Origin of the sequence: Mesorhizobium sp. BR1-1-6, assembly GCF_020165355.1 — a bacterium.
Taxonomy (GTDB): domain Bacteria; phylum Pseudomonadota; class Alphaproteobacteria; order Rhizobiales; family Rhizobiaceae; genus Mesorhizobium.
Window position 1 is genome coordinate 384,264 of sequence record NZ_JAIUHZ010000003.1, and the last position, 20,090, is coordinate 404,353.

The following is a 20,090-nucleotide window of genomic DNA, read 5'->3' on the forward strand; positions in this document are numbered from 1 at the left end:
ACGAGGTCTCCCGATGAGTTTACCTACCGGTCCGCTTCCCCAAATCGGTGACAGGATCACCGGCAAATCGGCGCCGCCCGATGACAAAGTCGTCCGCGAATGGATCGGACCAGATCCGTTCAAGCGTTGGGCCGAGCTGCGGAACTGGATCGACGAATCCTACCCTGGGGTGTTCGCGCCGGACTGGCTCTACGGTGGCAAGAACCGCGGTTGGTCCCTGCGCTTCAAGAAGACCAGGGCGTTCTGCACCTTGATTCCGGAATACCGCCGGTTTTCGGCTTTGGTCGTCATGGGGGGAGCAGAACGAGAGAAATTCGAGGAGCGGCGTTACGTCTGGCGTCCGCAATTGGTGAAACTCTACGATGAAGCGAAAACATACATAGACGGGAAATGGCTGACGATTGCCATCTCGTCGAAGGATGATTTGCATGATGCGAAGGAGCTTCTGATCATGAAGCGCCCGCCGCCGTCGCGAGGTTAAGGGTCACAAAAAATGCCGGACTGTCGTCTCGGTGGTTCTGAGGTATCCGAGCCGTGTTCGTGCCGACATCACACAGCAATCGATGCGAACGGACCCAGCCGCAATCGTCATTGTTTTGCGAACCGGAGACACCATATTAGCGCCATGCAGAAAGATGGAATTTCCTTTCGCGAGCATCGTGAGCTTGGCGATGTCACGTGGCTGCGCGATCATGACCGCGCCCTGGCGCTTGCGGCCGAACAGGGCAAGCCTGTCCTGCTGCTTTTCCAGGAAGTGCCCGGCTGTTCGACGTGCGTGCGGTTTGGCCAGGATGTGCTGACGCATCCGTTGATGGTAGAACTGATCGCCGACCGGTTCGTGCCGGTGGCGATCTTCAACAACCATCCGGGCTCCGATGCCGAAGTCCTGCGGCGATACGACGAACCGTCCTGGAATAATCCTGTCGTCCGGTTTCTCGGACCCGACGGAGCCGAGCTCCTGCCGAAACTGGCAGATCGCTACGATGCCTTGGGTCTGCACGAAAAGATCGTCGCCGTGCTCGAGAGGCTTGGCGAGGATGTCCCCGGCTATTTCCGCCTTCTCGGGCGTGACCTTCTGGTCGAATACGGCCTCAGCAAGCGTGCAACATACGCAACACCGTGCTTCTGGTCTGGCGAAACGAGCCTTGCCCAGCACCCGGCGGTAATCACGACCGATGCCGGTTGGGTCGACGGCGAGGAAGTCGTACAGGTGCAGTTCGATCCGCGCGAAATCTCTCGCGCCGGTCTGGATGCCTTTGCAACTGCGGAAGGCTTCAACGTCGTCGAAAGCGGCCGCTTCGAATCGGATCGCGAACCGCAGTTCTATCTGCGTAAGAACGCGGTTCGTCATCTACCTTTAACGCCGGCCCAGCGTTCGAGGATCAACCGGGCTGCGCCTTATCGCGAACCGCTTGCGAATATGCTCAGCCCGCAGCAGAGCGCCTGGCTCGCCGATCCGCATCTGCCGCGCGCGAGCGAGGATGAAGTCTATCGCGAGGATATACGTCGGAGTTGGCCGTCGCTGGTGGCGCAGCTCGGTTCTATCGGCAAAGGGGCGTGATCATGGACGTTGCCTCCATCGGCCTGATCGAGGATGAGGACATTCTTCTCGACTTGGCGTCGCTTGCGCTGAGCCACCTTGATCATGAGCACACGGACATCGCGCCGTATCTCGAAAAGCTCGAAGAGATCGAGGATCGGGTGTGCCAGGAAGGGCGCAGCGCACTTCTCGTGAGAGAACGTGCCGCCGTGTTGTCGAGGGTACTCAATGGCGAGTTTGGGTTTGTCGGCGATACCGAAACCTATGATGCCCCGATCAATGCCGACTTCATCCGGCTGCTCGACCGCAAACGTGGTCTGCCGATTGCGTTGTCGATCCTGTACGTTGCCATGGCGCGCAAGGCTGGATGGAGCGCCTATGTGCTTAATCTGCCGGGTCACGTCCTTGTCCAGATTGGTGACAAGAGCCCTGTGGTGATCGACCCCTTTTCGGGTGGCAACCCGGTGTCGCAAGACGCGGTCGCGGCGATCTGCCGGGCGTGCCTCGGTGAGGAAGGCGGCGCTTCCGCACTCAGTGTCGCGCGGATGAGCAATCGTGACGTGCTGGCCCGCTTGCTGAACAATCAAGCGATTCGTGCGGCAAACGACAACAAGCCCCTTCGGGCCATGGAGCTCTATCGGCGGATCACTCAAATCGCGCCGGGAGTGCTCGATGCGTGGGAAAATCTGGCGCGGCTACAATCGGCGCTCAACGATGTTGCATCTGCCAGGGAAAGCCTGTTCGCGATGTCGGAAGTGGCGCCCGATAAGTATACGCGCGATCGAATCCTGAAGGCCTTTAAAGCGCTTGGGTCAGCCAAACCTGTCCCGCGATAAAGCGCGTCGCCCCTCGGCTTGGCTACGTCATGCGCTTCGTCTCGCGCTCCGTTCTCACGGGCTTCGTCAACGCACTCGCCATCCTCATCTTCATGGCGCAGATGCCGGAACTGATTGGCAAGTCGTGGGAGAGCTACGCCATGATTGCTGCCGGGCTGGCGATCATTTACCTCTGCCCCCGGCTCACCAAGGCCGTGCCGTCTCCTCTGGTCTGCATCGTGGTTCTGACCGTCGCGTCCCTGACGCTCGGACTTGATGTCCGCACGGTCGGTGATCTGGGCGAGCTGCCATCGAGCCTGCCGACATTCCTCATCCCCAACGTGCTCTACACACTGGAGACGCTGTGGATCATCTTTCCCTACTCAGTCGGCGTCGCTGCTGGAAAGCCTGCTTACCGCATCCATCGTCGATCAGATGACCGACACAAGGAGCGACAAGAATCGCGAGTGCGTCGGCCAGGGTGTCGCCAACTTCTGCACCGGACGGCAATCTTCTGTCCGCTGCGCGTCCATTCCTCGCGATCCAAGAAAGCCTCGCGCCGCCGTCTTTCACTTCGTTTCAGCCCCTTCAGGGGTGCGGACCGATCGTCTCCGGTCTCACGACCACCATCGAGGCTGCGATGGGCGCGGCCCGAGTAACCAGAAGGAACTACCACAATGGCTACGATCGGCACTTTCTCCCGCACCGCCAAACGGCTTCTCCGGCTCGGTCAAGACCCTCAATCTCAACGTCAAGACGGTGACGCTCTCTCCGGCCGATGGCGAAAATGAAAAGGGTCCCGACTACCGCATCTTCGCCGGCGCCACCGAGTTCGGGGCGGCATGGAAGAAGACCTCGCGCGAGGGTCGCGACTACCACTCCGTCAAGCTCGACGATCCCAGCTTCCCCGCTCCGATCTATGCGAGCCTGGTCGAGACCGACACCGAGGGCGACTTCTCGCTCATCTGGTCCCGCCGCTCCGCAGAGTGATCCGACTTAACACGAAGCCCCGACGCAAGGCGGGGCTGCGCTATGTTCTGGTCCTACACAGCCTGGCACGTCCGCCAGGTGCAGCGCGCTAGGTTTTGGCTGGTGCCTTGCGTGTCTTCTTCAGCGGCGACTTGATGGCTGCCGCAGTCGTCGTCGCTGCTGCCGCACGAGCAGGCCGTTTTGGTTTTTCCGCCGCGGCAGGAGTGGGCGCCGCCTTGCGCCCGAGCCCTGATGCCTTCGCCAAGGCCGAACGCGTGGCGGCGTAATTCGGCGCCACCATCGGATAGTCGGAGGGCAGGTTCCATTTCTGCCGGTATTCGTCTGGGCTCAGATTGTAGTGGACTCCGATATGGCGTTTCAGCGATTTGAATTTTTTTCCGTCTTCCAGACAGATAATGAAGTCCGGCGTCACCGACTTCCTGATCGATATCGCCGGTTCCTGCTTGGTCACAGGTTCCGTCGCCGGCGTGCCGATGCCTTTCAGAGCGGCATGGATATCGCCGATCAACTTCGGCAACTCGCCGACCGGCAGTGGATTGTTCGACACATAGGCGGCGACGATGTCGGCCGCTATCGACACGGTATCCAGTTGACCGTCTTGTTCGAGAGCAGTGGTCATATAAGTTCCTCTAGTTGTATCGGACGAATTGAGTGATATTTGATTTCCCCGTCCCGCCGCCGAGGCAAATAGTACATCTCGTTGTAAAATCCACGTCTTTTGCGCAACATTATAAGAGTAAGCTTCGCTTTGATCATTCTGATCGACTGCGGATACCCTTTTCGATCGGTTGGGAAGCGAGGAACTTCCCCTCGCTTCCCCGCCATTGCCGCCTGTGCAGAGCAGGGCTGCCGGCTCGCAAAGCTGCCAACCGCAGCAATAGTTGCCATCAGCTCCGCTCGACCGTGCGTAATACCCCGTTCAGGCCGAAGTGATTGTTGGCCCAGTGTGACTTAATGGGTGGCTTGGATCGTCCGCCGCTTGCTGACCACCGCTATGTTCGCTTGGCCATTTGGTCTTCATGCCATTCTGATGCAAACGCCAGCTTTCCCTTCGCGGCCCACAGACCCCGCGCTTGCTCGCCTTCATGGCTTTGCAGTTTGTCCGCCATCCAGAGCAGCGCGCCGTAGATGATGGCGCGATCGTCATTGGTGAGCTCGACAATGCCTGCCTTGACGACGAGACCGCCAAGTTCGATGAGCTGCCGCGTGCGCTTGCGGCGCTCGATCTGCCAGGTGCGCATGTCATTGCGAGCCAGAGCCGCTTGCCGGCGATTGTGAGCTGCCCGGTTGCGCTTGAGCGCTGCGTGGGTTGCGCTCAGATGCCAAAGCAGTTCGCCGGGACCTATTTTCGAAAAACATTACTCCACGCTTGGCCCATGCCTCACGCTTTGAGGTGTCTTTCGTCTCGGCAATTGCGACCAGTGCACCAGCCAGTTCGTCGCTGCTGAGTTGATCGGCGCCGGTGGCGATCACCAGCTCGCCAAGCTGCTGCACCTTTCGCGTTTTGAGTTCCCGCGCCTTGTCTTCCAGTACCTTCAGTTCCGCGTCGAAATCCCGTGGTTTGCGCATGGCTGTCTCCATCGATGTCGATGCGGCCATGATAGGCGAGCGTGTGCCGGAAGGCTTCAGGGTTGCCGAGACAGCCCGGGACGGGCTGGTCCATCCCGAGATTTTTTCGAGGGAGGGCGCGCTTATACGTCGTGCCGACGTGCGGTTTGACGTGCAAATGATCTGGTCGCGATGGCGATCTTTCATCTTCATGTCAAAGTCATTGGCCGCAAGGCTGGGAGCAGCGCTGTAGCATCTGCTGCTTACCGCTCGGCCGCGAGGTTACGCGACGAGCGCATCGAACGCAGCCACGACTTCTCGGCCAAGCGCGGTGTCGTCCATTCCGAGGTGATGTTGCCTGAGGATGCACCGGAGGCCTGGCGCGACCGCGAACGGCTGTGGAACGATGTCGAGGCCTTCGAGATGCGCAAGGATGCGCAGCTTGCCCGCGAAGTGGAATTTGCCCTGCCGCGCGAGCTAAGCAAGGCGCAAGGCATCGAACTGGCGCGCGACTTCGTTCGGGCGGAGTTTGTCAGCCGGGGCATGGTCGCCGATCTCAACGTGCATTGGGACAGGGCGGAGGATGGCAGTCTCAAGCCGCATGCTCATGTCATGCTGACCATGCGGTCCGTGGACGAGAACGGTTTTGGTGCCAAGGTTCGAGACTGGAATGCTACCCAGCTGGTCGAACGCTGGCGCGAGCGATGGGCGGAGCTGGCCAACGAATGCCTTGCCGAACGCGACATCGACGCCCGCATCGATCATCGCAGTCTGGAAGCGCAGGGCATTGCCCTGGAGCCGCAGACCCAGATCGGCGCTCCGGCTCAACGCATCGGGGGCAATGGCCTTGCTGCTGGCGACATTGAAGCAGATCGCGCCGAACTGCATCGCGAGATCGCGCGCAACAATGGCGGGCGCATCATTGCCGATCCATCCGTGGCGCTCGATGCCATCACGCATCAGCAATCGACCTTCACCCGAAAGGACATCGCGAAGTTCTCGCATCGCCACAGCGATGGCATCGAGCAGTTCAACCAGGTGATGAGCGCGATCGGCAACGCGCCCGATCTGGTCGAACTCGGCAAGGACGGACGCGGCGAAGACCGTTTCACCACAAGGCAGATGATCGAGAGCGAACAGCGCCTTCACCGCGCGGCAGAGCGTATCGATTTCGACGAGCGACACGCGGTGAGCAACGCACATCGCGAGGCAGCGCTGGCGCGGGCTGCGCAACGCGGGCTTTTCCTTTCGGGCGAGCAGATCGATGCGCTTGCGCATATCACCGATGGTCGCGGTCTTGGTGTCATTGTCGGTTTTGCGGGCACGGGCAAGAGCGCCATGCTGGGCGTTGCGCGCCAGGCATGGGCAGCGGCGGGCTACGAGGTCAAAGGCGCCGCACTCTCTGGTATTGCCGCCGAGAATCTGGAAGGCGGTTCAGGCATCCCGTCACGCACCATCGCCAGTATGGAGCACAGCTGGGGACAGGACCGTGATCTGCTCACCGCGCGTGATGTCCTGGTGATCGACGAAGCCGGCATGGTCGGCACGCGCCAGTTGGAGCGCGTGCTTTCCCATGCGGCGGACGTTGGCGCAAAAGTTGTCCTCGTCGGCGATCCACAGCAGCTACAGGCAATCGAAGCCGGCGCTGCATTCCGCTCTCTCCACGAGCGACACGGCGGCGTCGAAATTGGTCAGGTGCGGCGGCAGCGCGAGGACTGGCAGCGCGATGCCACGCGCGATCTGGCAACCGGCAGGATCGGTGCCGCGATCAGCGCTTACGACGCGCAAGGCATGGTGCATCAGGCTGCAACGCGCGAGGAAGCGCGAGGTGAACTCGTCGAGCGCTGGGATCGCGACAGGCAGGCGCATCCAGAGGCCAGCCGGATCATCCTCACCCACACAAACGACCAGGTGCGCGCGCTGAACCAAGCAGCGCGCGAGCGCATGCGCATTGCCGGCGATCTCGGCGACGAGGTTCAGGTGACTGTCGAACATGGCCCAAGAAACTTCGCCAAGGGCGATCGCGTCATGTTCCTACGCAACGAGCGTGGCCTCGGCGTCAAGAACGGCACGCTCGGCGTGATCGAAGAGGTCAGCTCACAGAGCATGACCGTGCGCACCGATGATGGCAGGTCGGTGCGCTTTGACATGAAGGACTATGCCCATATCGACCACGGCTATGCCGCGACCATTCACAAGGCGCAAGGCATGACGGTCGACCGCACCCATGTCTTGGCGACGCCAGGCATGGATGCGCATGGCAGCTATGTGGCTCTATCGCGTCATCGAGACGGGATGGACCTGCATTATAGCGGCTGTGACTTCGCGACCCGCGAGCGGCTTGTCCGCACGCTGTCACGCGACCGCGCTAAGGACATGGCGTCGGACTACGAGCGGATCGACCCAGCGCAGAGCTATGCCGAGCGGCGCGGCATCACCTTCCGCGAGCGTGTGGTTGAGATCGTGCGTCGTCTCGTTCCGGAGAAACTGCGCGACAGGATCGGCGAGTTGCTGGATGGATTGCGCTCGCCCGCAGACGCCGAGCCCGGCCAGGACCGTGGGCGCGGGCCGGAAAGGGAGAATGTTGGGGCGTTAAGCGCAGACGGCGGCGCGGCGCCTGAAAGAGATGTTTCGGTCAGGGGAGCGCAGCGCTACGCGGATGCGGCGGTGAGCCCCGAAGCAGCGTTGCGCAGCGCTCGCACGAAGGCGCTTGTGCGTCACGCGCGAGCGATCGATGCGATCCTCAGCAGTGGAAACGCGAATGGCCAAGGTAATCCCGAGCAGATGCGCGAACTGAGAGATGCCCGTAGCGCTTTCGAGAAGGTGCGGCCGTATGGCTGGCGCGATGCCGAAGCGGCTTATGTGAAAAATCCCGAGCTTGTCCGCGAGGCGGGCGCCGGCCGCGTCAGCCGCATCGTGCTTGCTCTGCAGCTTGAAACGGAAATCCGTACCGGGATGGACATCGATCCCAGCCGCCGCGCCGACCGGTTCGTGGAACGTTGGCAAAAGCTCGATCGGACGGGACGGGAGCAATATCAGGCCGGCGACATGTCCGGCTACAGGTCCACGCGGTCGGCCATGTCCGACATGGCCAAGAGCCTCGAACGCGATCCGCAATTGGAATCTCTTCTCGCCAACCGCAAGCGCGAGCTTGGCATCAACATCGATTCCGGCCGGCGCCTTGGTGCGGAACTGGCATTCAGCCATGGCATCGGTAAGGGGCGGAGCCTTGGGCTCTGACACCCCTCCGATTTGCCGCCGTTTTCACGCCGCAGACGGCTGAAGCGACAAACCTGATTGCGTCCAGCATTCGTTCCGTCCTGTCTGGTCCCAGCAGGTGTCAATTGCAGTCAGCGAAAGGCAACGCAGTCATGCCCGAACCGGATCGTATCATTCGCCTTAAAACCGTCCTTGCCCGGACCGGCCTGTCCCGCTCGACCGTCTATCGCAAGATCGCCGAAGGCACGTTCCCAGCTCAGATCAAGATAAGCATCAACGGGGCGGGCTGGCGCGAATCCGATATCAATAGATGGGTGGGCAATCCGACTGCATGGCGAGCGGAGCGTCAGGTCTGACTGAAAGTCAGGATCTTCCGATCTCGACAAACGATCGCTTAGGAAGAGTCCCATCGCACTCAGAATGATCGCTTGCGTCAGTTGCCGTCCAGTCGACGGGCAAGTCGGACGCCAGGTCCTCCTCCATTCTGTGAAATGAATTCGATCCCCGCTGCTTCCAATGCTGCGGTTAACGCTTCAAGTGTAGCCGGTCTAGGGGTCGTTTGAGAGCTCTCAATTCTGGCAAGCGTACGAACGGTCAGGCCCGATGCGTTCGCCAGGTCCTCTCTTGTCCAGTCAATCAAGGCCCGAGCCGCGCGGAGCTGCTGGGGCAATATGTCCTTTTTCATGACATTAATCTTGTTAAAAGTCACAAAAAGTGACATAAGTGACGGAGACTGTGCGGCCGCACAGGTGCTCGCTACACCTAGTGCGGCCTGACCACAACCCAAGCTGTTTGGAGCTCGGATCATGGCTGATTCCGACAATACCACGACTTTGTCTCTCGTCACGCGGAGGAGCCTACTTGGGGGAACAGCAATTGCGATTGCGGGATGGCAGCCAACAGCATTCAGACGCGACGATCTGAAAGTAGGCCAATCCGCTGACCCTGCGGTTGCAGCTTGGCGCAAATGGCAGGCTGCCCAACAGAAGACTGAACAACTGTGCCGCCTGCAGCAGAGCATGGAGAGCAAGCTTGTCGCAACGGTCGAATTGCCTTGTTCGACCATCCGGCTGCACGACAGGGACGGCGTAACGCTGCATTCCGTCGAAGCCGAAGCGCTGCCCAATCCTTCTCCTAAGGAAGTTGCAAACCGCGCGAAGGCTGAGACCGATTTGGCCGCTCATCAAGCGCGCTGGGATGCGGCCGATAGGGAGATGGGCTATTCAGCGATGTTGCTCGCCGAAGGCGAGGCTGCCGACCGAGCGGAGGAACTGCTCGAGCTGTTGTCCAGAACCCCCGCGGCCTCACTTGCCGGCGTGGCGGCTAAGCTTGATGCCGCGTTGACGGAAGGGGAACCTTCGGAGGGCAGCAGTGAGTTTCCCTGGCCGCAGATTCGTTCGGCGCGCGACGACCTTGTTCGGATCGCCAAGGAGGCAATGCCCGAGCAAGTGTTTCCCGAAGAAATTGGTCAGCAGCAACATTGCCGAAGGCCCGGAGAGGGCGGCTTTGCTTTTGCGCGTGGCGACGATGGGACCGAGGCATGACAAGGCTCGCCTACGCATCCCAGTTCACAGTCATAAGGTTCCCAACCGTGTTGCGAGGACTCTCGCGAGACTTCGTTAGTCTGGCACCTATCCGATTTCTATCCTGCAGGGTCTCAATTGCACGATCGAAGGAGTGGGCCCCTTTTATTGCCTGTAGTCATCGTGATCCTGGCCTTCGTGACGGCTGCAAAAGACAAATACAATGGTGGATTGCCCCACGGAACCACCCCAGCGGCGACGGCGGGGGAACTTCGCAGAGCTATGGTTAAGTTCGTCGAAGCGCTTGCCGTTGCTGATGCCAGGCGCGATCATCTCATTTCAATCGGAGTTGCGGACAACCGACATTCCGAGTTTGATGCAGATCAGTGCCAGAAGAAGGGTTCCGACAGACGAGGCGGGCCGCCGTCTACGCACGCTTTTCGACAGAGCTGCAAAACGAAAAGTCCACCGAGGACCAGATTGCGCTGTGCCGTGCATATGCAGATCGCAACGGCCTCGATGTCATTGCCGTCTTCGAGGACAAGGCGCGCTCCGGTGCTTCGGTATTGGGTCGCGACGCCCTGATGCGTTTGATGGAGGCGGCAAGCCAGAATGCGTTTGATATCCTGGTCGTCGAGGCGCTCGATCGTCTGTCGCGGGACATGGCGGACCTCGCGGGCATTTACAAACGGCTCTCTTTTCTCGGCATCCAAATCCAGGCTGTTCATGACGGGATTGCCGATGCAGTTCTCATAGGTATTCGTGGACTTGTCGGTCAGATGCAGAGGGAGGATGGCGCCAAAAAAGTGCGTAGGGGTATGGCCGGAGTCGTCCGTGACGGACGTCACGCGGGAGGCCGCGCCTATGGCTATCGACCTATCTTGGGCCGCCCAGGCGAACTGGAGATTGTCAAAGAGGAGGCTGAAGTCGTCCGGCGCATTTTTGCCGCCTATGTCACCGGTCGAACTCCAAGAGATCTAGCAGGCGATCTCAACCGGGATGGGATAATGCCACCGCGGGGAAAGCGATGGAACGGTTCTACCATCAACGGAAATGCACGACGTGGGGTCGGACTGCTCTTCAACGAACTCTATGTCGGCAGAATCGTCTGGAACAAAGTCCGGATGGTGAAAAATCCGGATACTGGAAAGCGCGTCTCCAGGGCAAATCCGAAGGACCAGTGGCAGACGAAAGAGGTTGCGCATTTGCGAATTGTCGATGACGAAATCTGGCAGAAGGCACAGGCTCGCAAAGGCGCGAGGGTGAACGCGCCTACTAATAACAAGCGTCGGCCGGCCCACCTGTTGTCCGGTCTGCTTCGTTGCGGAGTGTGCGGATCGGGCATGTCCGTTCACGATCGTGACAAGACCGGTAAGACGCGTATCCGGTGCTCGGCAGTTCGTGAAAGCGGGAGCTGTTCCAACCGGCGCATCATTTATCTGCCCGAGATCGAGAAGGCGGTCCTTGATGGCATGCGCGAACAGCTGAAAGCGCCGGACCTGATAGAAGCCTACATCCGCAAATACAATGAAGAGCGTCGGCAGCTTGCTGCCCAGGGAAATGGAATTCGGACAGCACTGGAGACCAAGCGAGATCGAATTGAAGGCGAACGGCAGCGCACGATCGACCTGGTGATCAGGAGCGTCATTGCTGAAGAGGATGCAAAGCAACGTATTGCGGAACTCAAGGCACAGCTCTCTCACATCGAGGCGCAACTTTCGAATGTCGATGAGCCACCGTCGACCGTCGCACTCCACCCAGCGACCCTGCAGCGTTACAACGAAACCGTCGATGCTCTTTCAAAGGTCTTGGCTGACCACGCAACTGCCGCCGATGACCGTGGCCCGCTCATCGAAAGCTTTCGGAGCCTTGTTCACAGTGTCACGGTGCAGCCCAAGCCTGCACGAAAAGGCTTCGAGATTGAGGTCAAGGGCAAGCTTTCCGCCCTTATTGGCGGGGCTGCATTCCCCAGCGCTCGGTATACCGACAGGCACACCGCATTGGCCGGCCGCCACATTGCCGCCATTACGTACGATAGTGGGTTTGAAGTGGTAGCGGGAGAGCGCTACCGCTTTCCCCCCACTCAGAAGACTGCAGTATTTTGTACGGTGTTGGGCGTGATGGACCTGTCTTGGTGCTGCAAAGACTGGTGGGGAACGGGAAAGTCTGACCCGAAGCCGACGAACGTTTCCACGACGCGAACGACAGCTTCGCGCCTCCAATCGGTCGTTCGGGTGACCCCGCCCTTCTCCAGAAGCGGATATCGCTGGTGTCAACGCCACGGGCGAGTTTGCGCCAACCGCCGACATTTGCGCGGGACGCAGCGAGCGTCGCGATCCGCGGGAAAGCTGTGCATCGGGTGTCTGTGATCTGTCGCGAAGAACAGCGGCAATAAATGTTCATCGGCCTCCATTTCGTTCGCATCCCGCCCTGGCTCCTATCCCGTAGATCCGGGCCTGCAACGATACCCGCGCAGATTGTTGTATTATGGTAACAGGCCCCGACAAAGCGGCATCATAATCACGTCATAGACAGCTCATTCGCCACCTCTGCGGGGACGACAGCTTTGGGTTGAGTTAACGTGCGCGAACGCGGGTGACGGGCTGGCGCGGGTGGCGACTTTTGATCGCCTCCGCGCCTCCGCTGGTCTTGGGGACGACAGGCTTTCGGGGGGCCGCCTTCATCGGGTCGGGAATGCCGAAGCCGGACATAATGGAGGGGCTCATGCCTCGGAACCTGTCCTGGCGCACCGCGCTTGTAAGCTCCACTGCACTTGTTTCCTTGACCGCAACGCTGGTCGGCCCGCTGGCGTTTTCGGCTCCAGCGCTGGCACAAAGCGGCGGCACGGGTGGTGGAAACTTCATCGACGGCGACAGCGTGGGTGGACCTGGCGGTGCGAGCAAGGCGACGACTGCCGGCGTGAATGGCGGGAACGGCCAAACGAACACGGCCGCCGGCGGTGGCGGTGGTGGTGGCACGACCGGCGGCACCGGTGGCACCAGTCAAAATGGCGCTTTTGGCGGCACCGGCGGCGTCTCGGGGATCAACAACGGCAACGGCGTGAGCGGCGCGAATGCCGACGCCTTTCTAACCTTCAACGGCGGCGGTGGTGGCGGTGGCGCGCACGGCCACATGGTGACGACGAATTCCAGCGTGTCCAGCCCAATCGCTGGTGGCAATGGCGGAAATGGCGGCAATGGGCTTGGTAGCGCAGGCGGAGGCGGCGGCGCCGGCGGCTATGGCGTGGTGGTCGAAAATGGCGCGACTGTCAGAGTCGACGCCTCAATCACCGGTGGCAACGGTGGCAACGGCGGAATTTCTCAAAATCCGTTTGGCGCCAACGGCGGCGATGGAGGTATCGGACTTGCCACGGCGGGCGCCTCGACAATTACCAACGGCTCCACAATTTCCGGCGGCAACGGCGGCAACGGCGGCAACAACGTCGGCTGCTGCTCGACGCAAACGATCCCGGTGCTCGGCGGTCATGGCGGCAATGGAAGCGCCGGCGTTTCGCTTGTCTCCGGAGCCACATTCACTAACCTCGGGACGATCACCGGCGGCAATGGCGGCAGCGGTGGCAACGACAATGCGGCTCCCACCACGGGCGGCAATGGCGGCAATGGCGGGATAGGCGTCACCGGAAGTGGCGCAACAATTAGCAACAGCGGAACAATCACGGGAGGTACTGGCGGCGTTGCCGGGACCGGAGGCACCAATGACGGTACGGCTGGGTCCGCCGGCTTCGGGGTGAGCGGAAGCGATCTGACGATTGTCAACAGGGGCTCGATTTCGGGCGCATCCGGGACCAACGCGATTGTCTTTGCTGGCGGTGCCAACACACTGATGCTTGAAGCCGGCTCGATGATTACGGGCAACGTCGTCGCCTTCAGCAGCGCCGACACCCTAGCATTGGGCGGCAGCGCGAATGCCAGCTTCGACGTCTCACAGATCGGCGTGGCCGCTCAGTACCAGGGCTTCGGCGTGTTCTCGAAGACAGGCACCAGCATTTGGACACTGACGGGAGCAACAGGCACGGTGACACCCTGGACCATCAATCGGGGCACGCTGTCGATCTCCTCCGATGCCAATCTCGGCGCCCCGTCGGGCGGGCTTACCTTCGACGGGGGTACGCTGCGGAACACGGCGGCCCTCACGACAGCGCGAAACGTCACGCTGAACGCAGGCGGCGGCACCTTTTTGACTGGGGCCGACCTCACCGCCGCCGGTGTCGTCACAGGCGGCGGCTCCCTCATCAAGACCGGCGCCGGCACGCTGACGCTGTCCGGTGCCAACAGCTACACGGGTGGCACGTCCATCCTGAACGGCACACTGCAGGTTTCAGCCGACGCAAATCTCGGCGCCGCCTCGGGCGGGCTGGCCTTCGACGGTGGCACACTGCAGAATACGGCGGCGCTTGCAACGGGACGCAGCGTCACGCTTGAGGCTGGCGGCGGCATCTTCCAGACCGATTCGAATCTCACCGTGACCGGTGCGATCTCCGGCTCCGGCAGCCTGACCAAGGATGGCGCGGGCACGCTGACGCTCACCGGCTCCAACAGCTACCAAGGGAACACGCTTATCGAGGTCGGTACACTTGTCGGCAATGCCGCATCGTTCCGCGGTAATATCGGCAATGACGGCACGGTGGTGTTCGACCAGAATGGCAACGCGACTTTCGCTGGCGGTATCGGCGGCTCGGGGAATATGGTGAAGGACGGCACTGGCACACTGGTTCTCGCCGGCATGAGTACGCTCGACTGGTCCGTCGATGCCGGCGACCTCGTCAGCGCGGGCGAGCGTTTCGGCGGCGATGTCGCGATCGGCTCCGGCGCGTCGTTCACGTTTGAGCAACGTGCGAATGCAACCTACGCCGGCAGCATCTCGGGCGCCGGCGACTTCCTGAAGACAGGTGCGGACCTTCTGGAAGTCACCGGCAATTCCGCTGCCTTCGCCGGCGCCACGACCGTCGATGCTGGTACGCTTGCGGTCAACGGAACGCTCGGCGGCACGATCGATGTTCTGGCGAACGGCCGTTTGCAAGGCAACGGCACGGTTGGAACCACAACGGTGGCGGGCACCATCGCACCAGGCAACTCCATTGGGACGCTTACGGTCGACGGCGACTACACCCAGCTTGCCGGATCCACCTATGAAGCCGAAATCGACCCGGACGGCAGTTCCGACCTGATCGATGTGACCGGTGCTGCCGGGATCGAGGGCGGCACCGTCTTTGCGCTCAAGGCGCCAGGCGGCTACGACACCGGCACCCGCTACACCATCCTGACCGCCGCTGGCGGCGTTACCGGCACCTATGGCACACTTGACCAGAACGCGCCTTTCGTCGACCTTTCGCTCGCCTACGATCCAAACGCCGTCTATCTCGACGTAGCCCGCAACGACGCGTCGTTCTGCGATGTCGCAATCTCTGCGAACCAGTGTGCGGTCGGCGATGGCGCCGAGGGCCAGGGGCCTGGCAATCCGATCTATGACGCGATCGTCGGCTTGCCCGACGAGGAAACGGCCCGGGATGCCTTCGATCAGCTTTCTGGTGAGATACACGCTTCGATAAAGGGCGCCATGCTGGACGACAGCCGCTTCGTGCGTGAGGCGGCAACGAACAGGGTGCGGGCCGCCTTCGGGGATGGCTCTGGATCCTCCATGCCGGTGCTGGCTTATGGGCCGGATGGTTCCGCCCTGACGCCTGAGGAACAGGCGCTGGTGCGAGAAGGCAAGAGCGCGCGCTATAGTGCTCCAGGGGCAGCGCCCGCTCCGGCCGATACGGAGCGCTTTGCGGCGTGGGGGCAGGCCTTCGGTTCATGGGGAACATGGGACAGCGATGGCAACGCCGCTTCGCTTGACCGCTCGACCGGCGGCTTCCTTGTCGGCGCAGACGGAATGATCGCCGAAAACTGGCGGCTGGGCCTGCTTGCCGGTTACAGCCGCAGCTCGTTCGATGTCGATGATCGCGCGTCCTCCGGCGACAGCGACAATTACCATCTCGGTGTTTATGGTGGCGGCCAGTGGGGCGCGCTTGGCCTGCGGGCCGGTGCGGCCTACACATGGCACGCCATCGAGACGGCGCGCTCCGTCAGTTTTCCCGGCTTCACCGACCGTCTCACCGCCGACTACGACGCCGGCACGGCTCAGGTCTTCGGCGAGCTCGGCTACCGGATCGACCGCGGCTCCTTCGCCTTGGAGCCTTTTGGCAATCTCGCTTACGTCAACGTGCATAGCTACGGCTTTACCGAGGATGGCGGGGCGGCCGCGCTCACAGGCGCCAGCGGTACCACCGACGCCACCTTCACCACGCTCGGCCTGCGTGCTTCGACCGAGTTCGGGCTTGGTGGGATGAAGGCCACGGCGCGCGGCATGCTCGGCTGGCGACATGCCTTCGGCGACGTCACGCCGCTCGCCGATTTTGCCTTCACCGGCGGTGAGGCCTTCACCGTCGCCGGGACACCGATCGCTGAGGACGCGCTCGTGCTCGAAGCTGGGCTTGATCTCGCCCTCTCGGAAAAGACCTCGCTCGGCCTCTCCTATTCCGGCCAGATCGGCGACGGCACCAGTGACCACGGGTTCAGGGCGGATCTTTCCGTGAAATTTTGATCGGTGGCGGAATCTTTGAAGGCTCCTATTGCCAGCGAAATTGGCATTCGCCGCGAATGCTTGGTCGTCAGGATCGGGTCAATTCGTTGTTACGGTTCCAGTAGACTTAATGTCGGCAATTTTCGTTGCGAAAGCCAGAAGCTGACCGTCAGCTCGCGGCTAACGAAGATTGTGATGCTTAGATGTTGAACTTCAATTCACCGGCAGGACAGGCAACATTTCGCCGGTGTCATATACACGATCGCACCGCGTGGCGCCGAAGCTACCTGAAGGTAGCGCTGCATCTGCTGGACATACGCAGCGCGGTGCAGGTTTGTGTCGCTATCGCTCTTGGACGTCAACCGTCCCGACGCCACCAAGGCACATGTCCTCGACGCCGCGCGCGACGCTGCTTTTTCAGGTCTGACAGCCCCACTGCCGCCTCTTCGCCGGCGGCCAATGGCGGAAGCCGCCGAGCAGTTGCTCGCCAGAGCCGGATGCCTGCCTTCTGTCTTGGGGACCCAGGAACCTGTGGTGGTTGGTGAACGGCAGGAAGGTTCAGATGTCAGTTCGGCGAACGTTGCCGAACTGGAGCCGGAAGTCCCCGAGCCGGCCAGGATGAACGGTGCGCGCTCCGACAGCAGCGCTTTGGCCGGGGGGCGAACCCTTCAACATCGCCGCCGAGTAAGCGCGACGGCCGGAGCTGCCGCGCGGTTCCGGCCAGCCTGCTGTTGGAGAATTTTCCGGCCGCGCATTGGCGCGCGGCCGGGGACCTCGACCTAAGAACGGCAGCAATGAGAAGCTGATGATCTTGGCATGAGACACCGTCGCCCAACAGGACAGCGCGTTACCATCAGACGAGATGTATCGTCATTGAATGATCAGCCGTTCACCGAGTCCTTGAGAGCCTTTGCCGGCTGGAAGACGATCTTCTTCGATGCGGCGATCTTGATCGTGGCGCCAGTCGACGGGTTGCGGCCATCACGTGCTGGTTTGTTCTGGACCTTGAACTTGCCGAAGCCATTGAGGCTAATTTCCTCGCCCTTGGCAGCGGCTTCCGCAATGCCCTTCAACACATCCTCGACCACGGATTTCGCTTGGGTTTTTGACAGGCCGTGCGCGTCTGCAAGGCGTTCGGCAATATCGATCGTGTTTACAGCCATCGTTTCCATCCCTTCTGAGTTGATTCAACGATTGGCCTTATGGCACAGGCAATTCCACATTGTCATCGCGTCAAGGAACGGAATGCGGTGCGAACCAACGCTCAAGCCAGGAATTTCCACCACTCTGTCGCGAAAGTCACGCAGCGCATCACCTCGGCATCAGACGTCCGGCGTGGATGCGACCCGTCCCACCAGTGCCTCACCGTGTGTGAGGCGTGACCGCAGCGGGATCATTCAGCCATACGGTGGAGGATCAGGTGTGACGCGGCTATGGGCAGCGCTCTAAGTGCCATTGCGCTCCAACAGGCGCTTCTCGCGGGTGGTCATGCGCTAAAGATCTGATCCTCACCAACACTTCAACGACTGACATCGACGCGCGGCCGGCTGCGATCTCTACGCAATGTCGCATCACATCCGTGGCTTCAGGCTTTGGCTTTGCCGGCGAAGCACTCGACAATGTTCCACACCTTTTCCAACTCCTCGACTGCTGCGACATCGATATCGGAGGAGGCGACATGGGCGCCAAGCGTGGGCCGGCTCTGCACAGTCCTGTTCTAGCGAGAAAGTGATCTTTACTTGCCGGTGAACGGCACCGATCAAAACGGGTGATATTCCAGCGCGTATCCACCAAGCCGTACGGTGCGAATGATATCGCCATGTGAGGAATGCTTGAGCGACTTGCGCAACCGGCTGATATGAACATCCACCGTGCGCGGACCGACATAAACATTGCCCGGCCAGGCCACCGCAATCAACTCGTCGCGGCTGACCACTTTTTCCGGGTTCTCGAGCATATGACGCAGCAGCCTGAACTCTATCGGTCCCAGTAGAATTTCTCTGCCGTTGCAACGCACGTGATGGCTGTCGACCTGCATTTCGACGTCGCCATATTTCAGCGACATGGCAGGCGGGGTCCGTACGCCGGGTTCTGGACTGGTTCCAAGTTTGAAGTGCAGGTAGTCAAGCAGCTTAGACGGCGCCAATGGCCTCACGAAACTTTCGTTGATTCCGGACTTCAACAACGCCAGATGCTGGTTCTCGGCACCAGCTGCAATCAGCGCAACGACGGGGAGGGCGCTTGTCCGGGCGTCCTGCCTGAGTCGGGCACAGTTGTCGGCCATACGATTGTCTGGCCGGCAATCGAGCACACAGGCCCGCACCGTTGTCTCGGCTGCCAATTCAAAGATTTCATCCACGTTGCTGGTCAGCGCACTGGTGAATCCGTCCACGGCAAGAATGTGGCTGAGCACGAGATAAAACTCCGCGTCATGCGTGCATATCACGATGAGTGGCTTCATAGTCGCGGTTCAGTTCTCTCAGGCGGCGTGGCGCAATGCCCGTCTCTTGGCACACCCCAACTGCCAGGCAACTGCCGGATTTCCGAAACGTCTCCGGTTTTCAGTCGATTGGCTTCGTGCCTCGCAGGACCTGCGATACGGGTCACCAGTCGGCCCTCAGGCGTCGCTTAGCCTTTTCGAACGAGTACGACCTGCGCGCCCACTAAATCCCTAGTTGATGACCGGCATCCGTTCGGGGGAAAGTTCACTTAAGAACTCGATTTCCTTCTCGCGAACGTAGATCACTTCCTCGAATTGAAAGACGGCGCCATTGATTTCCAGCTTGGGCTCAAGGTGAAGGATCATGCCCGGCCTTATAATTTCGGGATTATCTTTAGAAATGGATGGCGGCTCGGTGACGTCGAGCCCTCCGCCGTGGCCGATCCGGGAAACGAGACCATAAGCGGGGGGCAAGCCTGCATCGCGCCAAAGCTGCTCAAAGGCCCAAAAAACGTCTCCGGACGTCATCCCCGCCCTGACGCCATTTGCGAGCGCGACCGTGAGCCCGCGCGTTCGTTCGTATGCATCGATCTCCCAGCGTTCGGGTAGGCCGCCGCGGGCAATGCGATTTCTATCAGCCGGATAGCCACCATAGGTGGACCGGAAATCGGTCCAGGCGTACTGGCCGACCGCAAGGGGCTGCATCCGGGGTGGGCGGCTGTAGTTGAACTCCCCCCGGCAGAAGGTCATTGCAATCGGATCGGCGCATTCCGCTCCATTCATGATAATACGCGACTGGATCTGCCGACAAAGCTCGACTTCGGTAATGCCTAGACTGGCCTGCGAAACGGCATCATCGAAGGCGGCGTTGACGATCTCGAAGGAGATGCGCTTGAGGCCAGCTTCGAACGGCGATTTGATGATGCGGGTTCGCCACAAAAGATCCGTGGCGCTCTCCAGCCGGCCACCGCGCGCTCTCAAGCCATCCACGATCTCCAGAGAACCGCGACCAAGCATGTCCTGTCCATAGTCGATCGCGGCTTTTGTCGTAGCAGCCGGATCGCGAGCGGAAATCTCCTGGACGATGGCGCGCGCGCCTTCCGCAAGATAGCCAGCATAGTAGACGATCGAAAAAGCCCTCGGCCTCGATTCAAGGTTTCTGGACTCAATCCGGTTGGCTATGACGAGTATGTCGCGCTGGTCGATCACCACGAACAACGGCCGCGAATGATAGCCCCACGACAATGTTCGGTAGTCGGTGAAATACTCGATGTTTTTCTGATTGGTGAGAACCAGGAAGTCGACCGCGTCATGGGCCATTTCGCGCCGGACGGCGGCGAGCCGCGTGGCCAGCTCGTCAAGGGGCACATCGGGTGATGGTGGTGCTGGAAGCATGGTCGCCTGCTCCTGGACTGTCTCTGATTATCGTC

The 20,090-nt window shown here is 60.9% G+C and carries 16 protein-coding genes and 2 pseudogenes; 10 read left to right on the top strand and 8 right to left on the bottom strand.

Annotation, left to right across the window (positions count from 1 at the left end; genetic code table 11):
• Positions 1–13 precede the first annotated feature (13 nt).
• The 5 genes and pseudogenes from LB545_RS09790 (at position 14) to LB545_RS09810 (ending at position 3,345) form a co-directional block, all read left to right on the top strand.
• A complete protein-coding gene (locus LB545_RS09790) occupies positions 14–481 on the top strand; it encodes a DUF3788 domain-containing protein (RefSeq protein ID WP_140581375.1) in 468 nt (155 codons plus the stop codon).
• 12 nt (positions 482–493) lie between these two features.
• Complete coding sequence (locus LB545_RS09795) at positions 494–1,561, top strand: VPGUxxT family thioredoxin-like (seleno)protein, type 2 (RefSeq protein WP_210241470.1); 1,068 nt, start codon at positions 494–496, stop codon at positions 1,559–1,561.
• 2 nt (positions 1,562–1,563) lie between these two features.
• Entirely contained in the window at positions 1,564–2,376 is an 813-nt protein-coding gene (locus tag LB545_RS09800) for a transglutaminase-like domain-containing protein (RefSeq protein WP_140581374.1), read from the top strand.
• Between the two features lie 14 nt (positions 2,377–2,390).
• Positions 2,391–2,859 (top strand): annotated as a pseudogene (locus LB545_RS09805) (SulP family inorganic anion transporter); the annotation flags it as partial.
• Between the two features lie 173 nt (positions 2,860–3,032).
• Positions 3,033–3,345, top strand: a pseudogene (locus LB545_RS09810) (DUF736 domain-containing protein).
• A gap of 88 nt (positions 3,346–3,433) precedes the next feature.
• On the opposite strand, the gene LB545_RS09815 reads toward LB545_RS09810, so the two are convergent.
• The 3 genes from LB545_RS09815 to LB545_RS09825 all read right to left on the bottom strand — a co-directional run bounded on the left by LB545_RS09815 (position 3,434) and on the right by LB545_RS09825 (position 4,914).
• Positions 3,434–3,964: a MucR family transcriptional regulator gene (locus tag LB545_RS09815; protein ID WP_140581372.1), complete on the bottom strand. Its 531-nt coding sequence runs from the start codon at positions 3,962–3,964 to the stop codon at positions 3,434–3,436.
• A gap of 373 nt (positions 3,965–4,337) precedes the next feature.
• The gene (locus tag LB545_RS09820) at positions 4,338–4,586 is read right to left on the bottom strand and encodes a conjugal transfer protein TraD (RefSeq protein ID WP_140581370.1); all 249 of its coding nucleotides are present in this window, start codon (positions 4,584–4,586) and stop codon (positions 4,338–4,340) included.
• A 1-nt stretch (position 4,587) separates the two neighbouring features.
• Positions 4,588–4,914 (bottom strand): conjugal transfer protein TraD, encoded by a 327-nt coding sequence (locus LB545_RS09825; protein WP_181171907.1) that lies wholly within the window; start codon positions 4,912–4,914, stop codon positions 4,588–4,590.
• Positions 4,915–5,085: 171 nt separating this feature from the next.
• Between LB545_RS09825 and traA the strand changes: the two genes are divergently transcribed.
• Both traA and LB545_RS09835 read left to right on the top strand, forming a co-directional pair.
• On the top strand, positions 5,086–8,133 hold the full coding sequence (gene traA / locus LB545_RS09830) for a Ti-type conjugative transfer relaxase TraA (protein ID WP_140581368.1): 3,048 nt from the start codon (positions 5,086–5,088) through the stop codon (positions 8,131–8,133).
• Positions 8,134–8,264: 131 nt separating this feature from the next.
• Positions 8,265–8,468 carry a helix-turn-helix transcriptional regulator gene (locus LB545_RS09835; protein WP_140581367.1) on the top strand — a complete coding sequence of 68 codons (204 nt, stop codon included), beginning with the start codon at positions 8,265–8,267 and terminating at the stop codon, positions 8,466–8,468.
• Between the two features lie 77 nt (positions 8,469–8,545).
• On the opposite strand, the gene LB545_RS09840 is transcribed toward LB545_RS09835, so the two are convergent.
• Positions 8,546–8,920 (bottom strand): helix-turn-helix transcriptional regulator, encoded by a 375-nt coding sequence (locus LB545_RS09840; RefSeq protein WP_318012532.1) that lies wholly within the window; start codon positions 8,918–8,920, stop codon positions 8,546–8,548.
• Between LB545_RS09840 and LB545_RS09845 the strand changes: the two genes are divergently transcribed.
• From LB545_RS09845 to LB545_RS09855, 3 genes are all read left to right on the top strand, one after another.
• The gene (locus LB545_RS09845; protein WP_181171895.1) at positions 8,919–9,656 is read left to right on the top strand and encodes a hypothetical protein; all 738 of its coding nucleotides are present in this window, start codon (positions 8,919–8,921) and stop codon (positions 9,654–9,656) included. The two genes, LB545_RS09840 and LB545_RS09845, sit on opposite strands and share 2 nt — an antisense overlap.
• Before the next feature lie 365 nt (positions 9,657–10,021).
• Positions 10,022–12,004 (top strand): recombinase family protein, encoded by a 1,983-nt coding sequence (locus tag LB545_RS09850; RefSeq protein ID WP_140581362.1) that lies wholly within the window; start codon positions 10,022–10,024, stop codon positions 12,002–12,004.
• Between the two features lie 355 nt (positions 12,005–12,359).
• Positions 12,360–16,241 carry an autotransporter domain-containing protein gene (locus tag LB545_RS09855; RefSeq protein ID WP_140581361.1) on the top strand — a complete coding sequence of 1,294 codons (3,882 nt, stop codon included), beginning with the start codon at positions 12,360–12,362 and terminating at the stop codon, positions 16,239–16,241.
• An 860-nt stretch (positions 16,242–17,101) separates the two neighbouring features.
• On the opposite strand, the gene LB545_RS09860 is transcribed toward LB545_RS09855, so the two are convergent.
• The 4 genes from LB545_RS09860 to LB545_RS09870 all read right to left on the bottom strand — a co-directional run bounded on the left by LB545_RS09860 (position 17,102) and on the right by LB545_RS09870 (position 20,055).
• Positions 17,102–17,383 carry an HU family DNA-binding protein gene (locus LB545_RS09860; protein WP_095089546.1) on the bottom strand — a complete coding sequence of 94 codons (282 nt, stop codon included), beginning with the start codon at positions 17,381–17,383 and terminating at the stop codon, positions 17,102–17,104.
• 422 nt (positions 17,384–17,805) lie between these two features.
• Positions 17,806–17,928 (bottom strand): hypothetical protein, encoded by a 123-nt coding sequence (locus LB545_RS30815; RefSeq protein ID WP_263493742.1) that lies wholly within the window; start codon positions 17,926–17,928, stop codon positions 17,806–17,808.
• 51 nt (positions 17,929–17,979) lie between these two features.
• Positions 17,980–18,681 (bottom strand): winged-helix domain-containing protein, encoded by a 702-nt coding sequence (locus tag LB545_RS09865; protein WP_140499732.1) that lies wholly within the window; start codon positions 18,679–18,681, stop codon positions 17,980–17,982.
• A 210-nt stretch (positions 18,682–18,891) separates the two neighbouring features.
• Entirely contained in the window at positions 18,892–20,055 is a 1,164-nt protein-coding gene (locus LB545_RS09870; RefSeq protein ID WP_140581359.1) for a M24 family metallopeptidase, read from the bottom strand.
• Positions 20,056–20,090: the final 35 nt, after the last annotated feature.